18 protein-coding genes are annotated in these 21,124 nt (G+C 34.8%); 14 read left to right on the forward strand and 4 right to left on the reverse strand.

What is annotated here, in order from left to right; all coding sequences use genetic code 11:
• Positions 1-31: 31 nt before the first annotated feature.
• From ilvC to ilvD, 4 genes are read right to left on the reverse strand one after another with little or no spacing between them, the layout of a single operon-like run.
• Complete coding sequence (ilvC, locus tag ACTS9J_RS01755) at positions 32-1,513, reverse strand: ketol-acid reductoisomerase (RefSeq protein ID WP_448352765.1); 1,482 nt, start codon at positions 1,511-1,513, stop codon at positions 32-34.
• A 41-nt stretch (positions 1,514-1,554) separates the two neighbouring features.
• Positions 1,555-2,148, reverse strand: coding sequence for an acetolactate synthase small subunit (gene ilvN, locus ACTS9J_RS01760; protein WP_180905464.1), 594 nt, complete (start codon positions 2,146-2,148; stop codon positions 1,555-1,557).
• 6 nt (positions 2,149-2,154) lie between these two features.
• The gene (gene ilvB, locus ACTS9J_RS01765) at positions 2,155-3,915 is read right to left on the reverse strand and encodes a biosynthetic-type acetolactate synthase large subunit (RefSeq protein WP_448352766.1); all 1,761 of its coding nucleotides are present in this window, start codon (positions 3,913-3,915) and stop codon (positions 2,155-2,157) included.
• On the reverse strand, positions 3,848-5,539 hold the full coding sequence (gene ilvD / locus ACTS9J_RS01770) for a dihydroxy-acid dehydratase (RefSeq protein ID WP_448352767.1): 1,692 nt from the start codon (positions 5,537-5,539) through the stop codon (positions 3,848-3,850). The genes ilvB and ilvD overlap by 68 nt, the downstream gene beginning before the upstream one ends.
• A 482-nt stretch (positions 5,540-6,021) precedes the next feature.
• On the opposite strand from ilvD, the gene mfd reads away from it, so the two are divergent.
• The 14 genes from mfd (at position 6,022) to ACTS9J_RS01840 (ending at position 21,113) form a co-directional block, all read left to right on the forward strand.
• On the forward strand, positions 6,022-9,390 hold the full coding sequence (gene mfd / locus ACTS9J_RS01775) for a transcription-repair coupling factor (RefSeq protein ID WP_448352768.1): 3,369 nt from the start codon (positions 6,022-6,024) through the stop codon (positions 9,388-9,390).
• 227 nt (positions 9,391-9,617) lie between these two features.
• A complete protein-coding gene (locus tag ACTS9J_RS01780) occupies positions 9,618-9,983 on the forward strand; it encodes an NADH-quinone oxidoreductase subunit A (protein ID WP_115002285.1) in 366 nt (121 codons plus the stop codon).
• Between the two features lie 29 nt (positions 9,984-10,012).
• Positions 10,013-10,585: an NADH-quinone oxidoreductase subunit B gene (locus tag ACTS9J_RS01785; protein ID WP_038333376.1), complete on the forward strand. Its 573-nt coding sequence runs from the start codon at positions 10,013-10,015 to the stop codon at positions 10,583-10,585.
• A gap of 9 nt (positions 10,586-10,594) precedes the next feature.
• Positions 10,595-11,134, forward strand: a complete 540-nt coding sequence (locus ACTS9J_RS01790; protein ID WP_038333373.1) for an NADH-quinone oxidoreductase subunit C — start codon at positions 10,595-10,597, stop codon at positions 11,132-11,134.
• Between the two features lie 2 nt (positions 11,135-11,136).
• Positions 11,137-12,378, forward strand: a complete 1,242-nt coding sequence (locus ACTS9J_RS01795; RefSeq protein WP_038333370.1) for an NADH-quinone oxidoreductase subunit D — start codon at positions 11,137-11,139, stop codon at positions 12,376-12,378.
• Between the two features lie 15 nt (positions 12,379-12,393).
• Positions 12,394-12,885, forward strand: coding sequence for an NADH-quinone oxidoreductase subunit NuoE family protein (locus tag ACTS9J_RS01800; protein WP_115002287.1), 492 nt, complete (start codon positions 12,394-12,396; stop codon positions 12,883-12,885).
• Positions 12,885-14,243, forward strand: a complete 1,359-nt coding sequence (gene nuoF, locus ACTS9J_RS01805) for an NADH-quinone oxidoreductase subunit NuoF (RefSeq protein WP_115002289.1) — start codon at positions 12,885-12,887, stop codon at positions 14,241-14,243. Before ACTS9J_RS01800 ends, nuoF begins: the two co-directional genes overlap by 1 nt.
• 7 nt (positions 14,244-14,250) lie before the next feature.
• Positions 14,251-15,333 carry a 2Fe-2S iron-sulfur cluster-binding protein gene (locus ACTS9J_RS01810; protein ID WP_115002357.1) on the forward strand — a complete coding sequence of 361 codons (1,083 nt, stop codon included), beginning with the start codon at positions 14,251-14,253 and terminating at the stop codon, positions 15,331-15,333.
• Positions 15,334-15,358: 25 nt separating this feature from the next.
• Positions 15,359-16,408 (forward strand): NADH-quinone oxidoreductase subunit NuoH, encoded by a 1,050-nt coding sequence (gene nuoH, locus ACTS9J_RS01815; protein ID WP_038333358.1) that lies wholly within the window; start codon positions 15,359-15,361, stop codon positions 16,406-16,408.
• A gap of 22 nt (positions 16,409-16,430) precedes the next feature.
• Positions 16,431-16,931: an NADH-quinone oxidoreductase subunit NuoI gene (gene nuoI / locus ACTS9J_RS01820; protein ID WP_038333352.1), complete on the forward strand. Its 501-nt coding sequence runs from the start codon at positions 16,431-16,433 to the stop codon at positions 16,929-16,931.
• Positions 16,931-17,449 carry an NADH-quinone oxidoreductase subunit J family protein gene (locus tag ACTS9J_RS01825; RefSeq protein WP_038333350.1) on the forward strand — a complete coding sequence of 173 codons (519 nt, stop codon included), beginning with the start codon at positions 16,931-16,933 and terminating at the stop codon, positions 17,447-17,449. The genes nuoI and ACTS9J_RS01825 overlap by 1 nt, the downstream gene beginning before the upstream one ends.
• A gap of 16 nt (positions 17,450-17,465) precedes the next feature.
• The gene (gene nuoK / locus ACTS9J_RS01830; RefSeq protein ID WP_219034517.1) at positions 17,466-17,792 is read left to right on the forward strand and encodes an NADH-quinone oxidoreductase subunit NuoK; all 327 of its coding nucleotides are present in this window, start codon (positions 17,466-17,468) and stop codon (positions 17,790-17,792) included.
• A gap of 2 nt (positions 17,793-17,794) precedes the next feature.
• Positions 17,795-19,687 (forward strand): NADH-quinone oxidoreductase subunit L, encoded by a 1,893-nt coding sequence (gene nuoL / locus ACTS9J_RS01835; RefSeq protein ID WP_448352769.1) that lies wholly within the window; start codon positions 17,795-17,797, stop codon positions 19,685-19,687.
• Between the two features lie 7 nt (positions 19,688-19,694).
• On the forward strand, positions 19,695-21,113 hold the full coding sequence (locus tag ACTS9J_RS01840; protein WP_125348902.1) for a complex I subunit 4 family protein: 1,419 nt from the start codon (positions 19,695-19,697) through the stop codon (positions 21,111-21,113).
• The last annotated feature ends 11 nt before the right edge of the window (positions 21,114-21,124 follow it).

Raw genomic sequence — 21,124 nt, forward strand, 5'->3', positions numbered from 1 at the left:
GTTAACTTTTTTTTGTAATCTTGATGTTTGACTACACCGTTTTTATCGTTTTCATAGCAGTCATTGCTTTACGAAGTTTTTTTCCTACAGTTTCGACAGGATGATTACGTAAAACATCATTTATATGTACCAATGTCGCATTGTCAACAGCATTGTCTTTTCCTTCGTTGTAATTTTTACCGACAACGTCTACGTTTACTTTTGCCATGAAATCTTTTAACAAAGGTTTACAAGCTTGATCGAAAAGATAACAACCGTATTCTGCTGTATCAGAAATCACTCGATTCATTTCGAATAATTTTTTACGCGCAATTGTATTCGCAATCAATGGTGTTTCATGTAAGGATTCGTAATAAGCAGATTCAGGTTTAATACCGGCTTCTACCATTGTTTCGAAAGCTAATTCAACTCCAGCACGAACAAAAGCAACCATTAATGTATAGTTGTCAAAATATTCTTGTTCAGTAATATTTGCATCTCCAGCGGGTGTTTTTTCAAAAGCAGTTTCTTCAGTTTCAGCTCTCCATTTTAATAAGTTTTTATCATCATTCGCCCAATCTTCCATCATTGTTTTACTAAACTCACCAGAAATAATGTCGTCTTGATGTTTTTGGAATAATGGACGCATAATATCTTTTAATTCCTCTGATAGTTCAAAAGCTTTAATTTTAGCAGGATTACTTAATCTATCCATCATACCGCTAACTCCACCATGTTTTAAGGCTTCTGTAATTACTTCCACACCATATTGAACTAATTTTGAAGCATAACCAGCATCAATTCCGTTTTCAATCATTTTTTCGAAAGAAAGAATAGAACCTGTTTGTAAAAGACCACATAAAATGGTTTGCTCTCCCATCAAATCTGATTTTACTTCCGCAACAAATGATGATCTTAAAACTCCCGCTCTGTGACCACCAGTTCCTGCACAATATGCTTTTGCTTGATCAAAACCTTTTCCTTCGGGATCATTTTCTGGGTGAACGGCAATTAATGTAGGAACTCCGAATCCTCTTAAATATTCTGCACGAACTTCCGAACCTGGACATTTTGGTGCAACCATTATTACTGTAATATCTTTACGAATTTGCACACCTTCTTCTACGATATTGAATCCATGAGAATATAAAAGTGTAGCACCTTGTTTAATAAGTGGTTGAACAGTATTGATAACTTGCGTATGTTGTTTATCCGGCGTTAAATTCGCAACAACATCAGCATTTGGGATTAATTCCTCGAAAGTTCCTACTGTAAAATTATGACTTGTTGCATTTTTCCAAGAATCTCTTTGTTGTTCAATCGCTTCTTTGCGTAACGCGTATGAAACATCTAAACCGCTGTCTCGTAGATTTAATCCTTGGTTTAACCCTTGCGCACCGCAGCCTACAATCACAATTTTTTTGTCTTTTAATGCGTCTGTACCTTTTGCGAATTCTGAGTTATTTAGAAATTCTGCTTGTCCTAGTTGATATAATTGATCTCTTAATGATAGTGAATTAAAGTAATTAGTCATTTTTGATTTTTTAATAAAATTATTTGTTGAATTATTCGTCTTTACATTGTGAAAACTGAGGTTCCTTCGTTTAGGAATTCATTTTCGATTACTTCTTTTGATGGCTCGTCTTTTTCGAATTGTAATAATTTTTCATGGAAACCAGCACTTGCTTTTATAATGGCTATTCTAGCTCCACGAACAAATTCTATTAAGCCATATTTAGTCAGCTCTTGTGTTAGATTATCAATTTCCTCACGATGACCAGCTGTTTCAAAAACTGTATAATCATTGCGAATCACAACTGTATTCGCGCCATATTGACGTAATAAACGTTCAACGTATGCCTTTTCAGCAATAATGTTAGTGGGTACTTTGTATAAAGCTTGTTCTTGCCAGATTAATTCATCATTATTATTGAAATAAGCTTTAAGAACATCGATTTGTTTTTCAATTTGCATGCAAAGTTTTCGAACGACTTCTTCAGATTCTTCAATTACAATTGTAAATCGGTGTACATTTTCTATTTCTGATGGAGAAGTGCTTAAACTTTCAATATTAATTTTTCGTCGAGTAAAAATTCCTGCAACTCTTCCCAAAATTCCTATGGAATTTTCTGTATATAGCGTAATTGTATATTCTTGTTTTGAGTCCATAATAATTTATTTTAATCTAATTTCAGAAACACTTGTACCTTGTTCTACCATAGGAAATACATTGTTTTCTTTTCCTACCATAACTTCTAAAAGATAAGAACCATCATGCTCTAACATCTCTTTTAAAGCATTTTTCAAGTCGTTTCTTGCTTCTATTTTTTGACCTTCTATTTGGTAGGCTTTTGCAAGTGCTACAAAATCTGGACTTGTAATATCTACGAAAGAATAGCGTTTGTCGTTGAATAATTCTTGCCATTGACGCACCATTCCAAGGAAGCTATTGTTTAGGATTAATATTTTTACTTTAGCTCCAAATTGCATAATCGTTCCCATTTCTTGTAACGTCATTTGGAAACCACCATCTCCACAAACCATGACAATGTCTTTTTCTGGTGCTCCATACCATGCTCCAATTGCTGCAGGTAAACCAAATCCCATTGTTCCTAATCCTCCTGATGTAACCAAAAGCTTAGAATCTTTGAATTTCGCGTAACGACAAGCCGACATCTGATGTTGTCCTACGTCTGTCACAATAACGGCTTCTCCTTTAGTTAATTCATTTAAGGTATTGATAACCTCAGCCATAGATATCACATCAGTTGTTGGATGGAATTCTTTATTAATAACTTCTGTACGTTCTTCTTTTTCGAGATCTCTAAATTCTTTTAACCAATCGGTATGTTCATTTTGATTAATCAAATTAGTTAATAACGGAAGTGTTTTCTTGCAATCTCCCCAAACAGGAACAGCAACTTTTACATTTTTACCAATCTCTGCTGGGTCAATATCAAGATGGATAACTTTCGCTTGTTTTGCATATTTGTCTAAGCGTCCAGTTACGCGGTCATCAAACCTCATTCCTATGGCAATTAATACATCGCAATCATTTGTTTTTACATTCGGCGCATAATTTCCATGCATTCCTAATAAACCAACATATTGTGGGTGATCGGTATCCAAAGAACTTAATCCCATTAAAGTTGTAGCCACTGGAATTCCCGATTTTTCTAAGAAATCTTTTAACTCTTGTTCTGCTTTTCCAAGTAGAATTCCTTGACCAATAATTGCAAATGGTTTTTTTGCTTGATTTATAAGTTCTGCAGCAGCCTTTATATATTCAGTTCTTATTTCTGGATCTGGTCTATAACTACGAACATGTGTGCATTTTTCATATTTTTTCTTTTCGATAAGTTGTATTTGAGCATTTTTTGTAATGTCAATCAACACAGGTCCCGGTCTTCCCGAGTGAGCAATATGAAATGCTTTTGCTAATACATGATTTATTTCTTCTGCATCAGTAATTTGATAATTCCATTTCGTGATAGGATTAGTAATATTGATAACGTCAGTTTCTTGAAAAGCATCCGTTCCTAAAAGAGAAGCGAAAACTTGCCCTGTGATACATACAATAGGATTGCTATCAATCATGGCATCTGCAATTCCAGTGACTAAATTCGTTGCGCCTGGACCACTCGTGGCAAAAGCTACACCTACTTTTCCTGAAGTTCTTGCATAACCTTGCGCAGCGTGAATGCCTCCTTGTTCATGACGAACTAAAATGTGTTCTAATTTATCTTTGTAATCATACAAAGCATCATATATAGGCATAATTGCGCCACCCGGATATCCAAAAACTGTTGTAACTCCTTCGGACAATAAAGCGTTAATAATCGCTTGTGAACCTGAAATTTGAGTTGGTTTATTGGTCAGTAAGACATCCTTCTGAAGCGTTTCCGACTTGCTTTGCGTATTTGTATAAGACTCCATTTTTTACTTTTAATGCGGGTTGTTTCCAGTTATTTTTTCGATTTTCTAATGTTTTTTCATCAATAAAAAGGTTTAATTCATTTTTGTTGATGTCAATTTCGATGAGATCATTATTCTCGACTAATGCGATTGGACCTCCTTCAAAAGCTTCTGGTGTTATGTGACCGACGACAAATCCGTGTGTTCCTCCGCTAAAACGTCCGTCTGTAATCAAAGCGACTTTATCTCCTAATCCAGCTCCGATAATTGCCGATGTTGGTTTCAACATTTCTGGCATTCCAGGACCACCTTTCGGACCTTCGTTTCGGATGACGATAACGCTTCCAGCTTTGATTTGTAAATCTTCGATTGCTTTTAAAACTTCAACTTCGCTATTAAAAACTTGTGCTTTTCCTTTAAAATAAAAACCTTCTTTTCCAGATATTTTAGATACCGATCCGCCAGGAGCAAGGTTTCCGTAAAGCATTTGTAAGTGTCCAGTTTCTTTTATGGGATTAGATAATGGACGAATAATATTTTGTTTAGAGAAATCTAAATCAGGAACCGATGCTAAATTTTCGGCTAATGTTTTTCCAGTAACCGTTAAACAACTTCCATCGATTAAATCTTCTTGTAACATATACTTTAAAACAGCAGGAACTCCACCAACTTTACTCAAATGTTCCATCAAGTATTTTCCACTAGGTTTTAAGTCTGCTATTACTGATGTTTTATCGTTAATTGCTTGTATATCGTCTAATGATAATTTGATATTCATAGTCGCTGCAATTGCTAATAAGTGCAAAACAGCATTTGTGCTTCCGCCTAAAACAACAATTGTTTTGATTGCATTTTCTAAAGAATTCTTCGTGATGATATCACTTGGTTTAATATCTTTTTCTAATAAAATTCTTAGATAATGTGCCGCAGTTGTACATTCGTTTTTCTTTTCTTGACTAAGAGCAGGGTAAGACGAAGAATAAGGTAAACTCATTCCCATTGCTTCAATCGCCGCTGCCATTGTGTTTGCTGTATACATTCCGCCACAAGCACCTGGACCAGGACAAGCATTCTGAATGATTCCACAAAAATCTTTGTCATCAAGATTTCCGTTTAATTTTTTTCCTAATGCTTCGAAAGCAGAAACAATGTTTAATTCCTCTTCTTTGTAATGTCCCGGAGGAATTGTTCCACCATAAATCATGATCGAAGGACGGTTTAAACGTCCCATTGCCATAATCGATCCTGGCATGTTTTTATCACAACCAGGAATAGTAATTACGCCATCGTAAAAGTGTCCTGCACAAACAGTTTCGATAGAATCTGCAATGATTTCTCTACTTACTAAAGAGTAGCGCATTCCTGAAGTTCCGTTGGTAATTCCATCGCTAATTCCGATAGTGTTGAACTTCAATCCGATTAGGTTTTCGGCTTTCATTCCATCTTGTACCAACTGTGCAAATTGATTTAGGTGCATATTGCAAGTATTTCCATCGTACCCCATGCTTGCAATTCCGATTAATGGTTTTTTAAGGTCTTCGTTTGTTAAGCCAATCCCATGTAACATCGCTTGTGACGCGGGTAAAGTGTCATCTTGCGTAACGGTTCGACTATGTTTGTTTAGTGCTTTGTTGTTGTTTTTCATCACTATTTATTTGACATTGTTTGTATTAAAAACATAAAAAAAAGCCACCCTGAATAAAGGTGGCTCATAAAAAATCGTTCAAAAAATTTGTCATAAAACCACCTTTCCTAATCGTAAGACCAAGACTAAAATAATAATGATAATAATGACGAAATTGTTTTGCATAATATTGTTTAATTAATTTTTCTCCATAAAAAAAGCCACCTCGTTAAGAAGTGGCTTTAATTGTTATTTTGTACGTACACAACTAATTACCACTCCCTGGGATAAGAATGACTAAAATAATCAAGTTGATAATGTTGTGAACTAATTTCATTTTCTTTTTTTGATAAGCCAAAGCTAGGATTAATTTTTTTAACTTAGCTCAACTTTTTTTATAAATTTTCCGAAAAATTTTCATTAATTGAAAATTCGCATTTTAACATTGCTTTTTTTAAAGATTGTTTAAAAATAAGTTTATAAAATTTTATATTTGCAAAACTTTGGAACAGAAAACTATTCACAACGTTTTTAGCTTATACGATTCTTCAGATTTCGTACAGAAGCTTATTGTCAATTTTAAAAATAATCCACAGCATAAAGTCAATATCAAAGGTTTTTTAGGTTCAGGATTGAGCATTATAACTGGTCATTTATATGATCGTGTTGCGCGTCCTACGATTCTAATTTTTGATGATAAAGAAGAAGCGGCTTATGTGTTAAATGATTTGGAAACTTTGTTTGATAAAGAACAAATTCTATTTTTTCCGTCTTCTTATAAGCGTCCTTACGAAATTGAGGAAGTAAATAATGCAAATGTTGTTATTAGAACAGAGGTTTTAAATGTATTATCGCATTCGAAACGCCCAAAAATTGTGGTGACATATGCGGAAGCCTTGTCTGAAAAAGTAGTGACAAAAAAAGCGCTTTCTACGAATACACTTAAAGTGAAGGTTGGAAATGATTTAGGAATTGATTTCTTAACGGAGGTTTTATCTTCTTATAATTTTCATCGTGTTGATTTTGTTTCTGAACCGGGAGAATTCTCGATTCGTGGTGGAATTATAGATGTTTTTTCGTTTTCGAATGAGCATCCTTATCGAATTTCGTTGTTTGGTGATGAGGTGGAAACCATCAGAACGTTTGATATCGAGAATCAATTGTCCATTGCAACGACAAAAGAAATTACGATTATTCCAAATCTTGAGAGTAAATCGATTAACGAAAAACGAGAAAGTTTCTTAGAATATATTTCGAAAGATAGTTTAGTTATCGCGAAAAATATTTCTGTTTTAGCGAAACAAATCACCAAGAATTTTGAACAAGCGGAAGTTGCTTTTTCAGAATTGAAAGGAGAAATTAAACAAGCAGAACCGAATCATTTATTTTTGAATGAGAATGCATTTCTTCAACAAATTTCATCTTATGGAGTTATTGAATGTTCCATGAAATCTTATTTTGAAACAGTTGAAGAAATAGAATCACCATTCAAACCTCAACCAAGTTTTAATAAGCAATTCGAGTTATTAATTGATGATTTGAATGAGCATAAAGCCGAAGGTTTCAAAAATGCACTGATTTGTTCCAATGAAAATCAAATCAAACGTTTCGAAGAAATTTTTGATGATATCGGAAAAGAAGTTTCATATATTCCCGTTTTGGGATCTATTTATCAAGGTTTTATTGACGAAGAAATCAAATTAACGTGTTATACGGATCACCAGATTTTTGGTCGATATCATAAATTCAATCTTCGAAATTCATTTTCCAAAAAAGAAGCGATTACGCTAAAGGAAATCAATTCGTTGCAAGTTGGAGATTTTGTGACGCATATAGATTATGGGATCGGAAAATTTGCAGGTTTGGTACGATTGAATAATAATGGCGTAACGCAAGAATCAATCAAATTGATTTATCAAAATAATGATATTCTGTATGTTAATATTCATTCGTTGCATAAAATTGCAAAGTTTAGAGGAAAAGATGGCGCTGAGCCAAAAATTTCAAAACTTGGATCTCCAGCTTGGAAAAATTTAAAGAATAAAACCAAAGCTAAAGTAAAAGAAATTGCTTTCGATTTGATTAAATTATATGCGAAACGCCGTGCCAGAAAAGGTTTTGCGTATTCGCCTGATACGTATTTGCAAAATGAGTTGGAAGCATCTTTTATTTATGAAGATACGCCCGATCAGTACAAAGCGACGCAAGATGTAAAAACGGATATGGAATCTGAACGCCCAATGGATCGTTTGGTTTGTGGAGATGTTGGTTTCGGGAAAACAGAGGTTGCGATTCGTGCGGCGATGAAAGCAGCTGTTGATGGAAAACAAGTTGCTGTTTTAGTGCCAACAACGATTTTAGCTTTTCAACATTTCAAGACATTTTCAGAGCGTTTACGAGATTTGCCTGTGAAAGTTGCTTATCTCAATCGATTTGTAACAGGAGCAAAGAAAAAAGCTGTTTTAGATGGTTTAAAATCTGGTCAAGTTGATATTGTGATAGGAACGCATCAATTGGTTAATCCAAAAATTGAATACAAAGATTTGGGATTATTAATTGTGGATGAGGAACACAAATTTGGTGTTGGTGTAAAAGATAAATTGAAAACACTTCGCGAAAATATTGATACATTAACCTTGACTGCGACGCCAATTCCGCGTACACTTCAATTCTCGTTGATGGCTGCGCGTGATTTATCGGTTATCAAAACTCCTCCACCAAATAGACAACCTGTCGATACGCAATTGGTTGGTTTTAATGAAGAGATTTTCCGTGATGCGATTATGTATGAAATGCAACGTGGTGGACAAGTTTATATCATTCACAATCGTGTGCAATCGTTAAAAGATATTGCTGGAATGGTACAACGATTAGTTCCTGATGCGAGTGTGGCGATTGGTCATGGACAAATGGATGGGAAAGAATTAGAAGCCGTTTTACTCGATTTTATTGATGGTCGATATGATGTTTTTGTGTCAACAACTATTATCGAATCTGGTTTAGATGTTCCGAATGCGAATACGATTTTAATTAATGATGCGCAGAATTTCGGTTTGGCAGATTTGCATCAAATGCGTGGACGTGTTGGTCGTAGTAACCGCAAAGCGTTTTGTTATTTGGTTGCGCCACCACTTTCGGTTTTAACGGACGAAGCGCGTAAACGTTTGCAAGCAATTGAGCAGTTTTCTGATTTAGGATCAGGATTCAATATTGCGATGAAAGATTTAGAAATTCGTGGAGCTGGAAATCTTTTAGGTGCTGAACAAACAGGATTTATGATGGATATTGGATTCGAAACGTATCAAAAAATCTTGAATGAAGCGATAGAAGAATTGAAAGAAACGGATTTCAAAGATTTGTTCGAAGATCAAAAATCGGAAGAAGTAAAATCGTATGTGTCGGATGTGCAAATTGATTCGGATTTACAAATTATGTTCCCAGACGAATACATTGAAAGTTCGGAAGAGCGTTTATTGCTGTACAAAGAATTAGCTGATGTCGAAACTGAAACAGATTTACAAACGTTTAAAAATAATTTGATTGACCGCTTTGGAAAATTACCAATTGAAGCCGAAAATTTATTGGAATCAATTCAACTGAAATGGATCAGTAAAAAATTAGGTTTCGAACGTTTGGTGATGAAAAATGGTGTTTTATTGGCTTATTTTATTAATAAACCACAAAGCGAATTTTATCAGTCAGATGAATTTAGATTAATTTTAAATTACGTTCAAAATAACCCTAAAAACATCAGTTTTAAGGAAAAATCACCCCAAAAAGGAGAAGAGTACCCAACATTGTTAGTACGATTTGAACATATTAAAACTGTGAATGAAGCACTACAAGGTCTACAAAATTTATTAATTCATTAACTTTTTTAAGTTTTAATTAGTAATCTAATAAAATACATAGGGAGAATTGACCAAGTTGTTAGTTCTCCTTTTTTTATTCAATTATCAAACTTCCGATATAAATAAATAATATATAATTTATCATATAAAGAACTACAACTTACTGAAAACTAATTCACATAAATAATATGATATTTTATTATTATTTTTATCGATAAAATATTAGTTGGAAAAATAGTAAAGTAGTTATGGAAACAGCATCAAGTTATATTCCTATTCTCATTCTTTTTGTGATTGCTTTTGCGTTTGTAGCGGGTACTATCGTTGCGACGCATTTTCTTGGGCCATCGAGAAAGACAGACGAAAAATTAGAGAATTTCGAGTCTGGGATTGAGAAAGTTGGAAATGCAAGACAGCCATTTGCAATTAAATACTTCTTAGTAGCCATTTTATTCGTGTTATTCGACGTAGAGGTAATCTTCTTTTACCCATATGCAGCGAATTTTAAAGAGTTAGGTTGGGAAGGTTTTGCAGCAGTTGTAACATTCGTTGGATTATTCTTTGTGATGTACTTGTATGTACGCAAAAAAGGAGCTCTTAATTGGGAAAAATAGAGCGATTAAAATTCTAAAATAATAGTATAATGATTCATAATAAAAGACCAGTAACACACAATACCAATGTGAAGATTGTAGAGTCTCCAGGAGGTTTTGAAGGTGAAGGTTTTATGGCGATGCAACTATCAAAAGTAGTTGGATTAGCGCGTAAAAACTCTATTTGGCCTTTACCATTTGCGACAAGTTGTTGCGGAATCGAGTTTATGGCGACTATGGGTTCGACATACGATTTGGCACGTTTTGGATCTGAGCGTTTGGCTTTTACGCCTCGTCAGTGCGATTTGTTGATGGTAATGGGTACAATTTCTAAAAAAATGGCACCAGTTCTGAAGCAAGTTTACATCCAAATGGCAGAACCTCGTTGGGTGATTGCTGTTGGCGCTTGTGCAAGTTCGGGAGGAATTTTTGATACATATTCGGTCTTACAAGGAATTGATGAAGTAATTCCAGTAGACGTATATGTGCCAGGTTGTCCGCCTCGTCCAGAAGCAATTATCGATGGTGTAATGCGTATTCAGGAGTTGGTAGAGAGCGAAAGTGTTCGTCGCAGAAGTAGCGAAGAATATCAACAACTTTTAGCAAGTTATGGAATTAAATAAGTTGAAATAATGGACAATTCATTTATAAAAGACCGTTTGGTTCAGAAGTTTCAAGAAAATATATACGGATACGAAGAGCATTTCGGTGTATTGACTTTATACGCTAACAAAGATTTCAATCTAAAGATTTTACAATATTTATATGATGATGAGCAATTATCTTTCAAATTTTTGAAGGATTTAACTGCTATTCATTATCCTAATAATGTTGGAGAAGAATTGGTTGTAACCTATTTAGTTTATAATCTATATGAAGGAGTTGAGGTTCGATTAAAATTTGCTTTACCAATCGAAAAACCTTCGATTTTTACCGCAACTAAATTATTCGAAACAGCTAACTGGTTAGAGCGCGAGGCGTATGATTTCTATGGAGTTGATTTTGTAGGACATCCAAATTTAATTCGTGTCATGAATGTTCCAGAAATGGATTATCATCCGTTACGCAAAGAGTTCCCATTAGAGGATCAAACACGTAAAGACAAAGACGACGATATGTTTGGTCGTGGTGGAGATTTTAATTACGGAGGTTTTAATGTAAAAGCAAATTAACCATGGGAAAAGAGAAAACTAAAAAATTAAAGCATCTTGATCTTCCAGATGGTTCGTTAGAAAAAAGCACAATTACCTTAAACTTAGGACCTACGCATCCTGCAACACATGGGGTATTTCAAAATATTTTAGAGATTGATGGTGAAATCATCAAATCTGCGGTTCCTACAGTTGGGTATATTCACCGTGCTTTTGAGAAAATTGCTGAACGCAAACCTTTGTACCAAATTACACCTTTAACAGACCGATTGAACTATTGTTCGGCGCCGTTAAATAACTTAGGTTGGCACATGACAGTTGAGAAATTCGTTGGAATTGAAGTTCCAAAACGTGTTTCTTATTTGCGTGTTATCATTATGGAATTGGCTCGTATGGCAGATCATATTGTATGTAACTCGATTATGGGTGTTGATACAGGAGCATTTACAGGATTCCTTTATATGATGAAATACCGCGAGTTGATTTATGAGATTTACGAAGAAATTTGTGGTTCTCGTTTAACAACAAATATTGGTCGTATCGGTGGTTTCGAACGTGATTTTTCTGAAGTTGCTTGGACAAAAATCCATCGTTTCGTGAGAGAGTTTCCAGATGTCTTAACAGAGTTTGAAAACTTATTTTTACGTAACCGTATTTTTATGGATCGTACGCAAGGAGTAGGAGGAATTTCGGCTGAACGTGCATTAAATTATGGTTTCACAGGACCAAATTTACGTGCGGCTGGTGTAGATTATGATGTTCGTGTAGCGAAACCATATTCTCGTTACGAAGAATTCGAATTCGATATTCCAGTTGGTACAACGGGAGATTGTTACGATAGATTCTTAGTTCGTGGTCAAGAAATGTGGCAAAGTTTAAGTATCATTAAACAAGCAATTGCAAAAATTGATGCATTAGAAGGAGAAGAAGCAACGCAATATCATGCTGATGCTCCAGACTTTTATTTACCACTAAAGAAAGATGTTTACACAAAAATGGAAGCGTTAATCTATCACTTCAAAATTATTATGGGAGAGGTAGATATGCCAAAAGGAGAAATTTATAATTCAATCGAAGCTGCAAATGGTGAGTTGGGTTATTATTTCGTTTCTGATGGTGGACGTTCGCCATACCGTTTACATTTCCGTAGACCTTGTTTCATTTATTATCAAGCTTATCCAGAATTGATTGAAGGATCAATGATTTCAGATGCCATTATCACAATGAGTAGTTTGAATTTGATTGCTGGAGAATTAGATGCTTAATAAAAATTATTAAAAATGGCAATTCAATTTTCAGAAGAAACACAACAAAAAGTAGATAAAATCATTGCACGTTATCCATCGGATAAAAAACAAAGTGCATTGATTCCTTTACTTCATGTCGCACAAGCTGAGTTTGGTGGTTGGTTAGACACTCCTCATTTAGATTATGTTGCAGAAGTATTAGAAATTTTACCAGTAGAAGTTTACGAAGTAGCTTCATTTTATTCGATGTTTAACTTAAATCCTGTAGGGAAATTTGTGTTAGAAGTTTGTCAAACAGGACCTTGTATGTTAAGAGGTTCAGACAAAATTATTGAACACATCAAAACAAAATTAAATATTGAAGCTGGTGGAACTTCGGCAGATGGTTTATTTACATTAAAACCAGCCGAATGTTTAGGAGCATGTGGTTACGCGCCAATGCTACAGTTAGGAAAAACGTATCGTGAGAATTTAACGATCGAGAAAGTAGACGAATTAATCGAGGAATTGAAAAAATTAGCATAATGGGACAAAAATTACTGTTAAAAAATATTGATGTTCCAGGAATTCGTCAGTATCAAGCTTACCGCGAAAACGGTGGTTATGCAAATGCTGAAAAAGCATTTAAAATGACAACTGATGAAATCTTAGAAGAAGTAAAAACTTCTGGTTTAAGAGGTCGTGGTGGTGCAGGTTTCCCAACTGGAATGAAATGGAGCTTTTTGGCAAAGCCAGAAGGTGTTCCAAGACACTTAGTGGTAAATGCAGACGAATCTGAACCAGGAACGTTCAAAGACCGTTTCTTGATGGAATATATTCCTCATTTATTAATTGAAGGAGTTCTGATTTCATCATTCTGTTTAGGTTCTAATACATCATTTATTTATATCCGTGGAGAATATGCGTGGGTTGCAGAAATTTTAGAAGAAGCAATCGACGAAGCAAAAGCTGCTGGTTGGTTAGGTAAAAACATTCAAGGAACAGGTTTCGATTGCGAAATTTATGTTCAACGTGGAGGTGGAGCTTATATCTGTGGTGAGGAAACGGCATTGTTAGAATCGTTAGAGGGTAAACGTGGAAATCCACGTCTTAAACCACCTTTCCCAGCTGTTAAAGGTTTATGGGGAAGACCAACGGTTGTAAATAATGTAGAAACAATTGCTGCAATTGTTCCAATTATTGAAATTGGAGGAGAAGCGTATTCTAAAATTGGAGTTGGACGTTCTACAGGAACAAAATTAATTTCAGCTTGTGGTAATATTAATAAACCAGGCGTTTATGAAATTGATATGACAATTACGGTTGAAGAATTTATTTATTCAGACGAATATTGTGGAGGTATTCCAAATGGAAAACGCCTTAAAGCATGTATTCCTGGAGGAAGTTCTGTGCCAATTGTTCCAGCAAACTTATTGTTAAAAACTGCCGAAGGTAAACCTCGTTACATGAATTACGAAAGTTTATCAGAAGGAGGTTTCCAAACAGGAACAATGATGGGTTCCGGAGGATTTATTGTTTTAGATGAAGATCAAGATGTTGTTTACCACACGTATACATTAGCTCGTTTCTATCGTCACGAATCGTGTGGACAATGTTCACCTTGTCGTGAAGGAACAGGTTGGATGGAAAAAATCTTGAAACGAATCGATGAAGGAAAAGGAAAAATGTCTGACATCGAATTGTTATGGGATGTTCAACGTAAAATCGAAGGAAATACAATTTGTCCATTAGGAGATGCAGCGGCTTGGCCAGTAGCAGCGGCAATTCGTCACTTCCGTGATGAGTTTGAATGGCATATTAATAATCCGGAAGAATGTTTGATGCGTAATTTTGGTTTAGCACATTATGCTGATCCAATCGAAATTAAAGAAACCGCAAATTAATACGAAGATGGCAGAAGAAACACCATTATTTAAAGTTACCATCGATAACGAAACGATTGAAGTACCTGCGGGAACAACGATCCTTCAAGCCGCTCGTATGGTTGGTAAAGAAGTAGCACCTCCAGCGATGTGTTACTACGGTAAATTAGAAAATACAGGAGGAAACTGTAGAACATGTTTGGTAGAAGTATCAAAAGGAAGTGAAGCAGATCCTCGTCCAATGCCAAAATTGGTTCCGTCTTGTCGTACAACAGTTATGGACGGAATGGTTGTAGGCAATAAAACGTCTGAGCGTACAGTTGAGGCACGTAAAGGTATTGTTGAATTATTATTAATCAACCATCCTTTAGATTGTCCAGTATGTGATCAAGCAGGAGAATGTAAATTACAAGATTTAAGTTACGAGCACGGAGCAGAAGCAACACGTTACGAATTTGATCGTCGTACATTCCCAAAAGAAGATTTAGGTCCAAATATTCAGTTGAACATGAACCGATGCATTTTATGTTATCGTTGTGTAAAAACTGCGGATCAAATCACAGGTTGTCGTGAGCATGGTGTAATGAATCGTGGAGATCACGCAGAAATTTCAACTCATATCAACAAAAGTTTAGATAACGAATTCATCGGAAATATTATTGATGTTTGTCCAGTTGGAGCTCTAACAGATAAAACGTTCCGTTTCAAAAATCGTGTTTGGTTCTTGAAACCAGTTGATGCACATCGCGATTGTCCGACTTGTTCTGGTAAAGCACAAGTGTGGTTCCGTGGAAACGAAGTTTTCCGTGTAACAGCTCGCAAAGATGAATTTAACGAAGTAAAAGATTGGATTTGTAACACATGTCGTTTCGATAAAAAAGATATCAACGATTGGACGTTAGAAAAACCATCAGAAATTTCTAAAGATTCTGTTGTTCGTCAAGGTCATTACTTTGAGAATAAAGTGGAGCCAAAAGAAACACTTCCGAAAGTAATCAAACGCGATCCAAAGATTTTATTAGATATTCACTCGGTTTCAGAAGTAAATGAACCAAATCGTGATTTATCTAAAATTGATGGACCAGCAACAAGTAAAGATTTTAAAGATTAATCATTCGTAAATAAAATTAACAAAAATGACAGAAGAATTTATTGCTGATGCATTAGAAAAGTTAGCTTTAGTAGGCGTAATGATTGGTTTTGCATTAGTTGTTGCCATGTACTCTACTTGGGCTGAGCGTAAAGTTGCAGCATTCTTACAAGATCGTATCGGACCAAACCGTGCAGGTATTTTTGGTTTATTACAACCACTTGCCGATGGTTTAAAATTATTCTCAAAAGAGGAAATTACACCAAAAGATTCAAATAAATTTTTATTCATCTTAGGTCCATCTTTGGCAATGATTGTAGCTTGTATGACAGGTGCAGTTATTCCATGGTCGACAGCTTTCGAGATTGGAGATCGTGTAGTTGTTCCTCAAATTGCAGATGTTAACATCGGGTTTTTATACATTTTAGGTGTGTTAAGTTTAGGTGTTTATGGAATTATGATTGGTGCTTGGGCATCGAACAACAAATACTCTTTAATGGGAGGTTTGCGTGCAGCTTCGCAGATTATTTCGTACGAATTACCGATGGGAATAGTGTTAATCACAATTTTGATGATGACAGGTTCTTTAAAATTGAGTGATATTGTACATTATCAACAAGAGCATGCGTGGTTTATCTTATTACAACCATTAGGATTTATTATTTTCTTGGTTTGTTCGTTCGCAGAAACTAACCGTACTCCGTTCGATTTACCAGAAGCAGAAAATGAGTTAATTGGAGGTTATCACTCAGAATATTCTTCGATGAAGATGGGATTCTTCTTATTCGCAGAATACATCAACATGTTTATCAGTTCTGTAGTAATTTCTACCTTATATTTTGGTGGATACGATATCCCATTTGTAGACGATGCAACATTAGTAAACTCTATCGGAGTGAATGGAACGGCAATTCTTAATTTCCTTTCATTATTCGGTAAAGCTTGTTTCTTCATCTTCTTCTATATGTGGGTGCGTTGGACGATTCCTCGTTTCAGATATGACCAATTAATGGATTTAGGTTGGAAAAAATTATTGCCTTTAGCATTAATCAATATGTTAATTACAGGCTTAGTGATTTTATTATTAAACAAGTAGAATCATCAAAATCATTAAAAGTATGAAACCAATTACAAATAGAGTAAAACAAGTAGAACGTAAACCCCTTACTTTTTGGGAAAGTATCTATTTGATTTCTATCGCAAAAGGGTTGATGATTACATTGAAGCACTTCTTTTCGAAGAAAGCAACAATTAGTTATCCAGAAAAACAAAGACCGTTTAGTCCTGTATTTAGAGGATTACACGTTTTGAATAGAGATGAAGAAGATCGCGAAAATTGTACGGCTTGTGGACTTTGTGCTTTGGCTTGTCCAGCAGAAGCGATTACAATGGAAGCAGCAGAAAGACTTCCTGGTGAAGAAAATCTTTACCGCGAAGAAAAATATGCAGCGAAATATGAAATTAACATGTTACGTTGTATTTTCTGTGGATTCTGTGAAGAAGCTTGTCCAAAAGATGCTGTTTATTTATCGCAAACAGTTCCACCAGCAAGTTTCAAACGTCAAAACTTTATCTATTCGAAAGAAGATTTATTAATCCCGAAAAAAGCTACAAATTAATGGAATTACCTATCATTTTATTCTATGTTTTGTCGAGCTTAACGGTGTTAAGTGCGCTACTAATGGTGTTCAGTAAAAATCCTGTACATTCCATTTTATATTTAATCGTAACATTCTTCTGCATCAGCGGACATTATGTATTGCTAAACGCACAGTTTTTGGCAATTGTAAATGTCATTGTCTATGCCGGAGCAATTATGGTATTGTTCTTATTCGTGGTGATGTTGATGAACTTGAATAGTGAAAAGAAATCATTTGGTCGACCAGCAAAAATATTAGCAGCGAGTTTAATCTCTTTGTTATTTGTTGCCTTGACAATTGGTATTTTCTCACAAAATCAAGCTTCTGCAAACACAGCTGTAGAAATGGGAACAGGTGATTTAGGATTGATTCACAACTTAGGATCATTGTTATATTCAGAATATGTTTTACCATTCGAGTTGAGCAGTATTTTGTTTATTTCTGCAATGATTGGAGCGGTGATGTTATCGAAAAAGGACGAAGAATTATTGGATTAAATATAAAAAGTAAAAGATGTTACCAATCAGTTATTATATTACTTTATCATTAATCCTATTCGGAATAGGAATGGCAGGTGTTATGCTACGTCGTAACGCAATTGTCATTTTTATGTGTATAGAATTGATGTTAAATTCTGTGAATTTGTTGTTAGTAGCGTTCTCAAAAATGCACTATCATGCAAATCCAGCATTAGAAAAAGGAACAGATGCACAACTTTTAGTATTCTTTATTATGGTTGTAGCCGCGGCTGAGGTTGCTGTAGGATTATCAGTAATAATTTTATTGTTCCGAAAAGTATACTCGGTAGATATTAATGTGTTAAATCGTTTAAAAGGTTAAGAATGGAGCAGTATATATGGTTAATTCCTTTGATTCCATTCATAGGATTTTTGATTAACGGTTTAGGACGAAATGTACTTTCAAAAAGCTTAGTTACTTTCATCGGAAGTGGAGCAGTTTTAGCAAGTTTCATTTTATCAATCATGGTTTTTATGTCAGTTCCATCAGGAGCAGATGCACAACCATTAATTTTTAAGGCATTTGATATTATCAATATTCCAACTTTACAAGTTCCGTTTGCATTTCAAATTGATGCATTAACGAGTTTGTTCTTGTTAATTATTACAGGAGTTGGATTTTTAATTCACGTGTACAGCTCGGCTTACATGAGCGAAGACAAAGGATTTGCAAAATTCTTTTCTTACCTAAATTTATTCATCTTCTTTATGTTGATTCTTGTTATGGGAAACAACTTTGTGATGATGTTTATTGGATGGGAAGGAGTAGGATTATGTTCATTCTTATTAATTGGTTTTTGGTTTACAAATCCAGAATATATCAAAGCAGCAAAGAAAGCTTTCATCATGAACCGTATCGGAGATGTTGGATTCTTATTGGCGATGTTTTGGATTTTCAAAGAATTTGGAACGTTAGAATATGTAAAAGTATTCAGCCAATTAGCAATTGATCCATCTGCATTTACAAGTTTTGTATTGACAGGAATTACATTATTGTTATTTTTAGCAGCAACAGGTAAATCGGCTCAATTACCATTATTCACATGGTTACCAGACGCGATGGCAGGACCAACGCCAGTTTCAGCACTTATTCACGCTGCAACAATGGTAACGGCAGGTATCTTTATGATTACACGTTGCAACGAATTATTTTCGGCAGCACCAATCACATTACAAGTTATTCAGTACGTAGGAATTGCAACAGCTTTTGTTACTGCAACGATTGCAATGCGTCAAAACGATATCAAAAAAGTATTGGCTTATTCTACAGTTTCTCAATTAGGATTAATGTTCGCAGCAATTGGATCTGGAGCGTATATCGCAGCAGTTTTCCACGTAATGACGCATGCATTTTTCAAAGCATTATTATTCTTAGGGGCAGGTTCTGTAATTCACGGAATGCACCACGAGCAAGATATGCGCAAAATGGGAGGTTTGAGCAAATACATGAAAATTACACATATCACTTTCTTGATTGGATGTTTGGCAATCGCTGGTATTCCAGGTTTATCAGGTTTCTTCTCGAAAGACGAAATGTTATTAGGAATGTTTGTTTCTAATCCAGTTGTTTACGGAATCGGATTTATCGTTTCTGTGATGACAGCATTCTATATGTTCCGTTTATATGCAATGACTTTCTTAGGAGATTTAAGAGATAAAGAAGCTCATCCGCATGAAAGTCCAGCTGCAATGACAATTCCATTAATCATCTTAGCAGTTCTTTCTGTTTTTGCAGGTTATATCGGAATTCCAGCGTTGTTTATGCAAGACGGACATAAACTTCAAACTTTCTTAAGTGGAGTTGTATCAATCGGAGAAGCTCATCATGTTTCTCATGCAACAGAATGGATGATGATGGGAGCTTTATTACTTTGTGTACTTGGTGCAATTTATTATGCAATCAAGAAATACACAAACCATGTAGATGGTGAAGCAACAGGAATTGCAAAATTCTTTGAAGACAAATGGTACATCGACGAGTTATATGACAATGCAATTGTAAAACCATTGTTCGAGTTGGGTGATGTCTTGAAAAAATATGTAGAAAAAGCAGGAATTGCAGCTTTTGTTTTAGGAGTTGGAACTGTTTCTGGTCGCGCATCAAAAAATGTACGTCAGCTACAAAACGGAAATGTAGGATTCTATATTATGCTAATGGTTGTAGGAATCGTGGCAGGTATCGCAATCTTTTTTATGGGGTATTTAATTTCAAAATAGGTTAGTAATGCTTTTATCTTTATTTATCATTTTACCATTAATAGTAGGAGTTTTTATGCTATTAATGCAAGGTCAAAAACCACAAAGATGGTTAGGAGCATTCGTTGGTGGAGCGTTGTTGGCGTTGTACTTGTTTATCACTTGCAAAGGTGGAAACAACGAGTTAACGTTTCAAACACAATGGTTCAATTTCAACAGCGTTAAAACTTATTTCGCGTTAAATGCTCAAGGTTTGGGAGGATTAATGATTCTATTAACTAACCTTACTTACTTAGCTCTTTTTGTTTATTTATCAACAACAAAACAAAAATATAGCAATACATTCTATGGATTATTGTTAATCACTTTAGCAGGATTAAACGGAGTTTTCTTAGCAGAAGATTTAATTTTATTCTATTTCTTCTGGGAAGTTGTCTTAATTCCGGTTTATTTCTTAATCGGATTATTTGGAATTGGAAAAGACAAAATTCGCGCAAATATGACATTCTTCTTATACACGATTTTAGGATCGATGTTTATGTTAGGAGGAATTATTTACATCGGATTTTTCTTACAACCAGCATCATTTTTATTAACAGATGTTGTACAAGTTACAGGACCGCATTATTCAACAAACACAGCGTTGGCATTGTTATTCTTAATCGCTTTTGTGATTAAAATTCCAATCTTTCCATTTCATACATGGCAACCAACAATCTATAAAACATCACCAACTCCATTAACAGTTGTACTTTCAGCTTTGATGGCGAAAATGGGATTATTTGCAGTGGTTACTTGGTATTTGGGAATGTTTCCAACGATTTCAGAATTGTTCAAATACATTACTTATTTAGCAATTTTCGGATTAGTTTATGCCTCGTTAATAGCTTTGAGTGCAAAAAATGTGAAGAAAATTATTGCATATAGCTCGATTGCTCACTTAGCTTTAATTTTTGTGTCATTATTTTCTGAATTAGCAAATGGTGTAGCAGGAGCTTATTTCCAAATGTTTTCACATGGTTTAGTTGTTTTAGGATTATGGTTATGTGTAGATATTATGGAAAGAAAATATGATTTGACAGACATCAAATCGATTGGTGGTTTAGCAAAAGTTGATCCAACATTATCTATCTTATTCATGATATTCGGTTTAGCAAACGTAGCATTACCATTGACAAGCTCATTCATCGGAGAGTTTATGATGCTTTCTGCATTATTTACACACAATCCAGTTTTATGTGTAGTAGCTTGTTTAGGTGTTATTTTATCTGCCGTTTATACGTTGAGATTATCAAGCGCATTATTGTTTGGAGAAGTGAAAAACATCAAACAAAAAGATGCTCAAAAAGGAGGTTTTGGACCAATTGCAGTTATTTCTGTAATCGCAATCATCGTGATTATTTTAGGAGTTTATCCAACACCAATTTTTAATTTATTAGCACATTAATCATTTTTGAA

This window comes from Empedobacter sp. ULE_I140, assembly GCF_053482575.1.

Excerpts from the sequence above, each read along its gene's own strand:
- ilvD (WP_448352767.1), bottom strand. The coding sequence starts at position 5,539 with ATGAAAAACAACAACAAAGCACTAAACAAACATAGTCGAACCGTTACG.
- ACTS9J_RS01785 (WP_038333376.1), top strand. The coding sequence starts at position 10,013 with ATGATTCATAATAAAAGACCAGTAACACACAATACCAATGTGAAGATT.
- ACTS9J_RS01825 (WP_038333350.1), top strand. The coding sequence starts at position 16,931 with ATGGAATTACCTATCATTTTATTCTATGTTTTGTCGAGCTTAACGGTG.
- ACTS9J_RS01790 (WP_038333373.1), top strand. The coding sequence starts at position 10,595 with ATGGACAATTCATTTATAAAAGACCGTTTGGTTCAGAAGTTTCAAGAA.
- nuoI (WP_038333352.1), top strand. The coding sequence starts at position 16,431 with ATGAAACCAATTACAAATAGAGTAAAACAAGTAGAACGTAAACCCCTT.
- ilvB (WP_448352766.1), bottom strand. The coding sequence starts at position 3,915 with ATGGAGTCTTATACAAATACGCAAAGCAAGTCGGAAACGCTTCAGAAG.
- ACTS9J_RS01810 (WP_115002357.1), top strand. The coding sequence starts at position 14,251 with ATGGCAGAAGAAACACCATTATTTAAAGTTACCATCGATAACGAAACG.
- ilvC (WP_448352765.1), bottom strand. The coding sequence starts at position 1,513 with ATGACTAATTACTTTAATTCACTATCATTAAGAGATCAATTATATCAA.
- ACTS9J_RS01800 (WP_115002287.1), top strand. The coding sequence starts at position 12,394 with ATGGCAATTCAATTTTCAGAAGAAACACAACAAAAAGTAGATAAAATC.
- ACTS9J_RS01795 (WP_038333370.1), top strand. The coding sequence starts at position 11,137 with ATGGGAAAAGAGAAAACTAAAAAATTAAAGCATCTTGATCTTCCAGAT.
- ACTS9J_RS01840 (WP_125348902.1), top strand. The coding sequence starts at position 19,695 with ATGCTTTTATCTTTATTTATCATTTTACCATTAATAGTAGGAGTTTTT.
- ACTS9J_RS01780 (WP_115002285.1), top strand. The coding sequence starts at position 9,618 with ATGGAAACAGCATCAAGTTATATTCCTATTCTCATTCTTTTTGTGATT.
- ilvN (WP_180905464.1), bottom strand. The coding sequence starts at position 2,148 with ATGGACTCAAAACAAGAATATACAATTACGCTATATACAGAAAATTCC.
- nuoK (WP_219034517.1), top strand. The coding sequence starts at position 17,466 with ATGTTACCAATCAGTTATTATATTACTTTATCATTAATCCTATTCGGA.
- nuoF (WP_115002289.1), top strand. The coding sequence starts at position 12,885 with ATGGGACAAAAATTACTGTTAAAAAATATTGATGTTCCAGGAATTCGT.
- nuoH (WP_038333358.1), top strand. The coding sequence starts at position 15,359 with ATGACAGAAGAATTTATTGCTGATGCATTAGAAAAGTTAGCTTTAGTA.
- nuoL (WP_448352769.1), top strand. The coding sequence starts at position 17,795 with ATGGAGCAGTATATATGGTTAATTCCTTTGATTCCATTCATAGGATTT.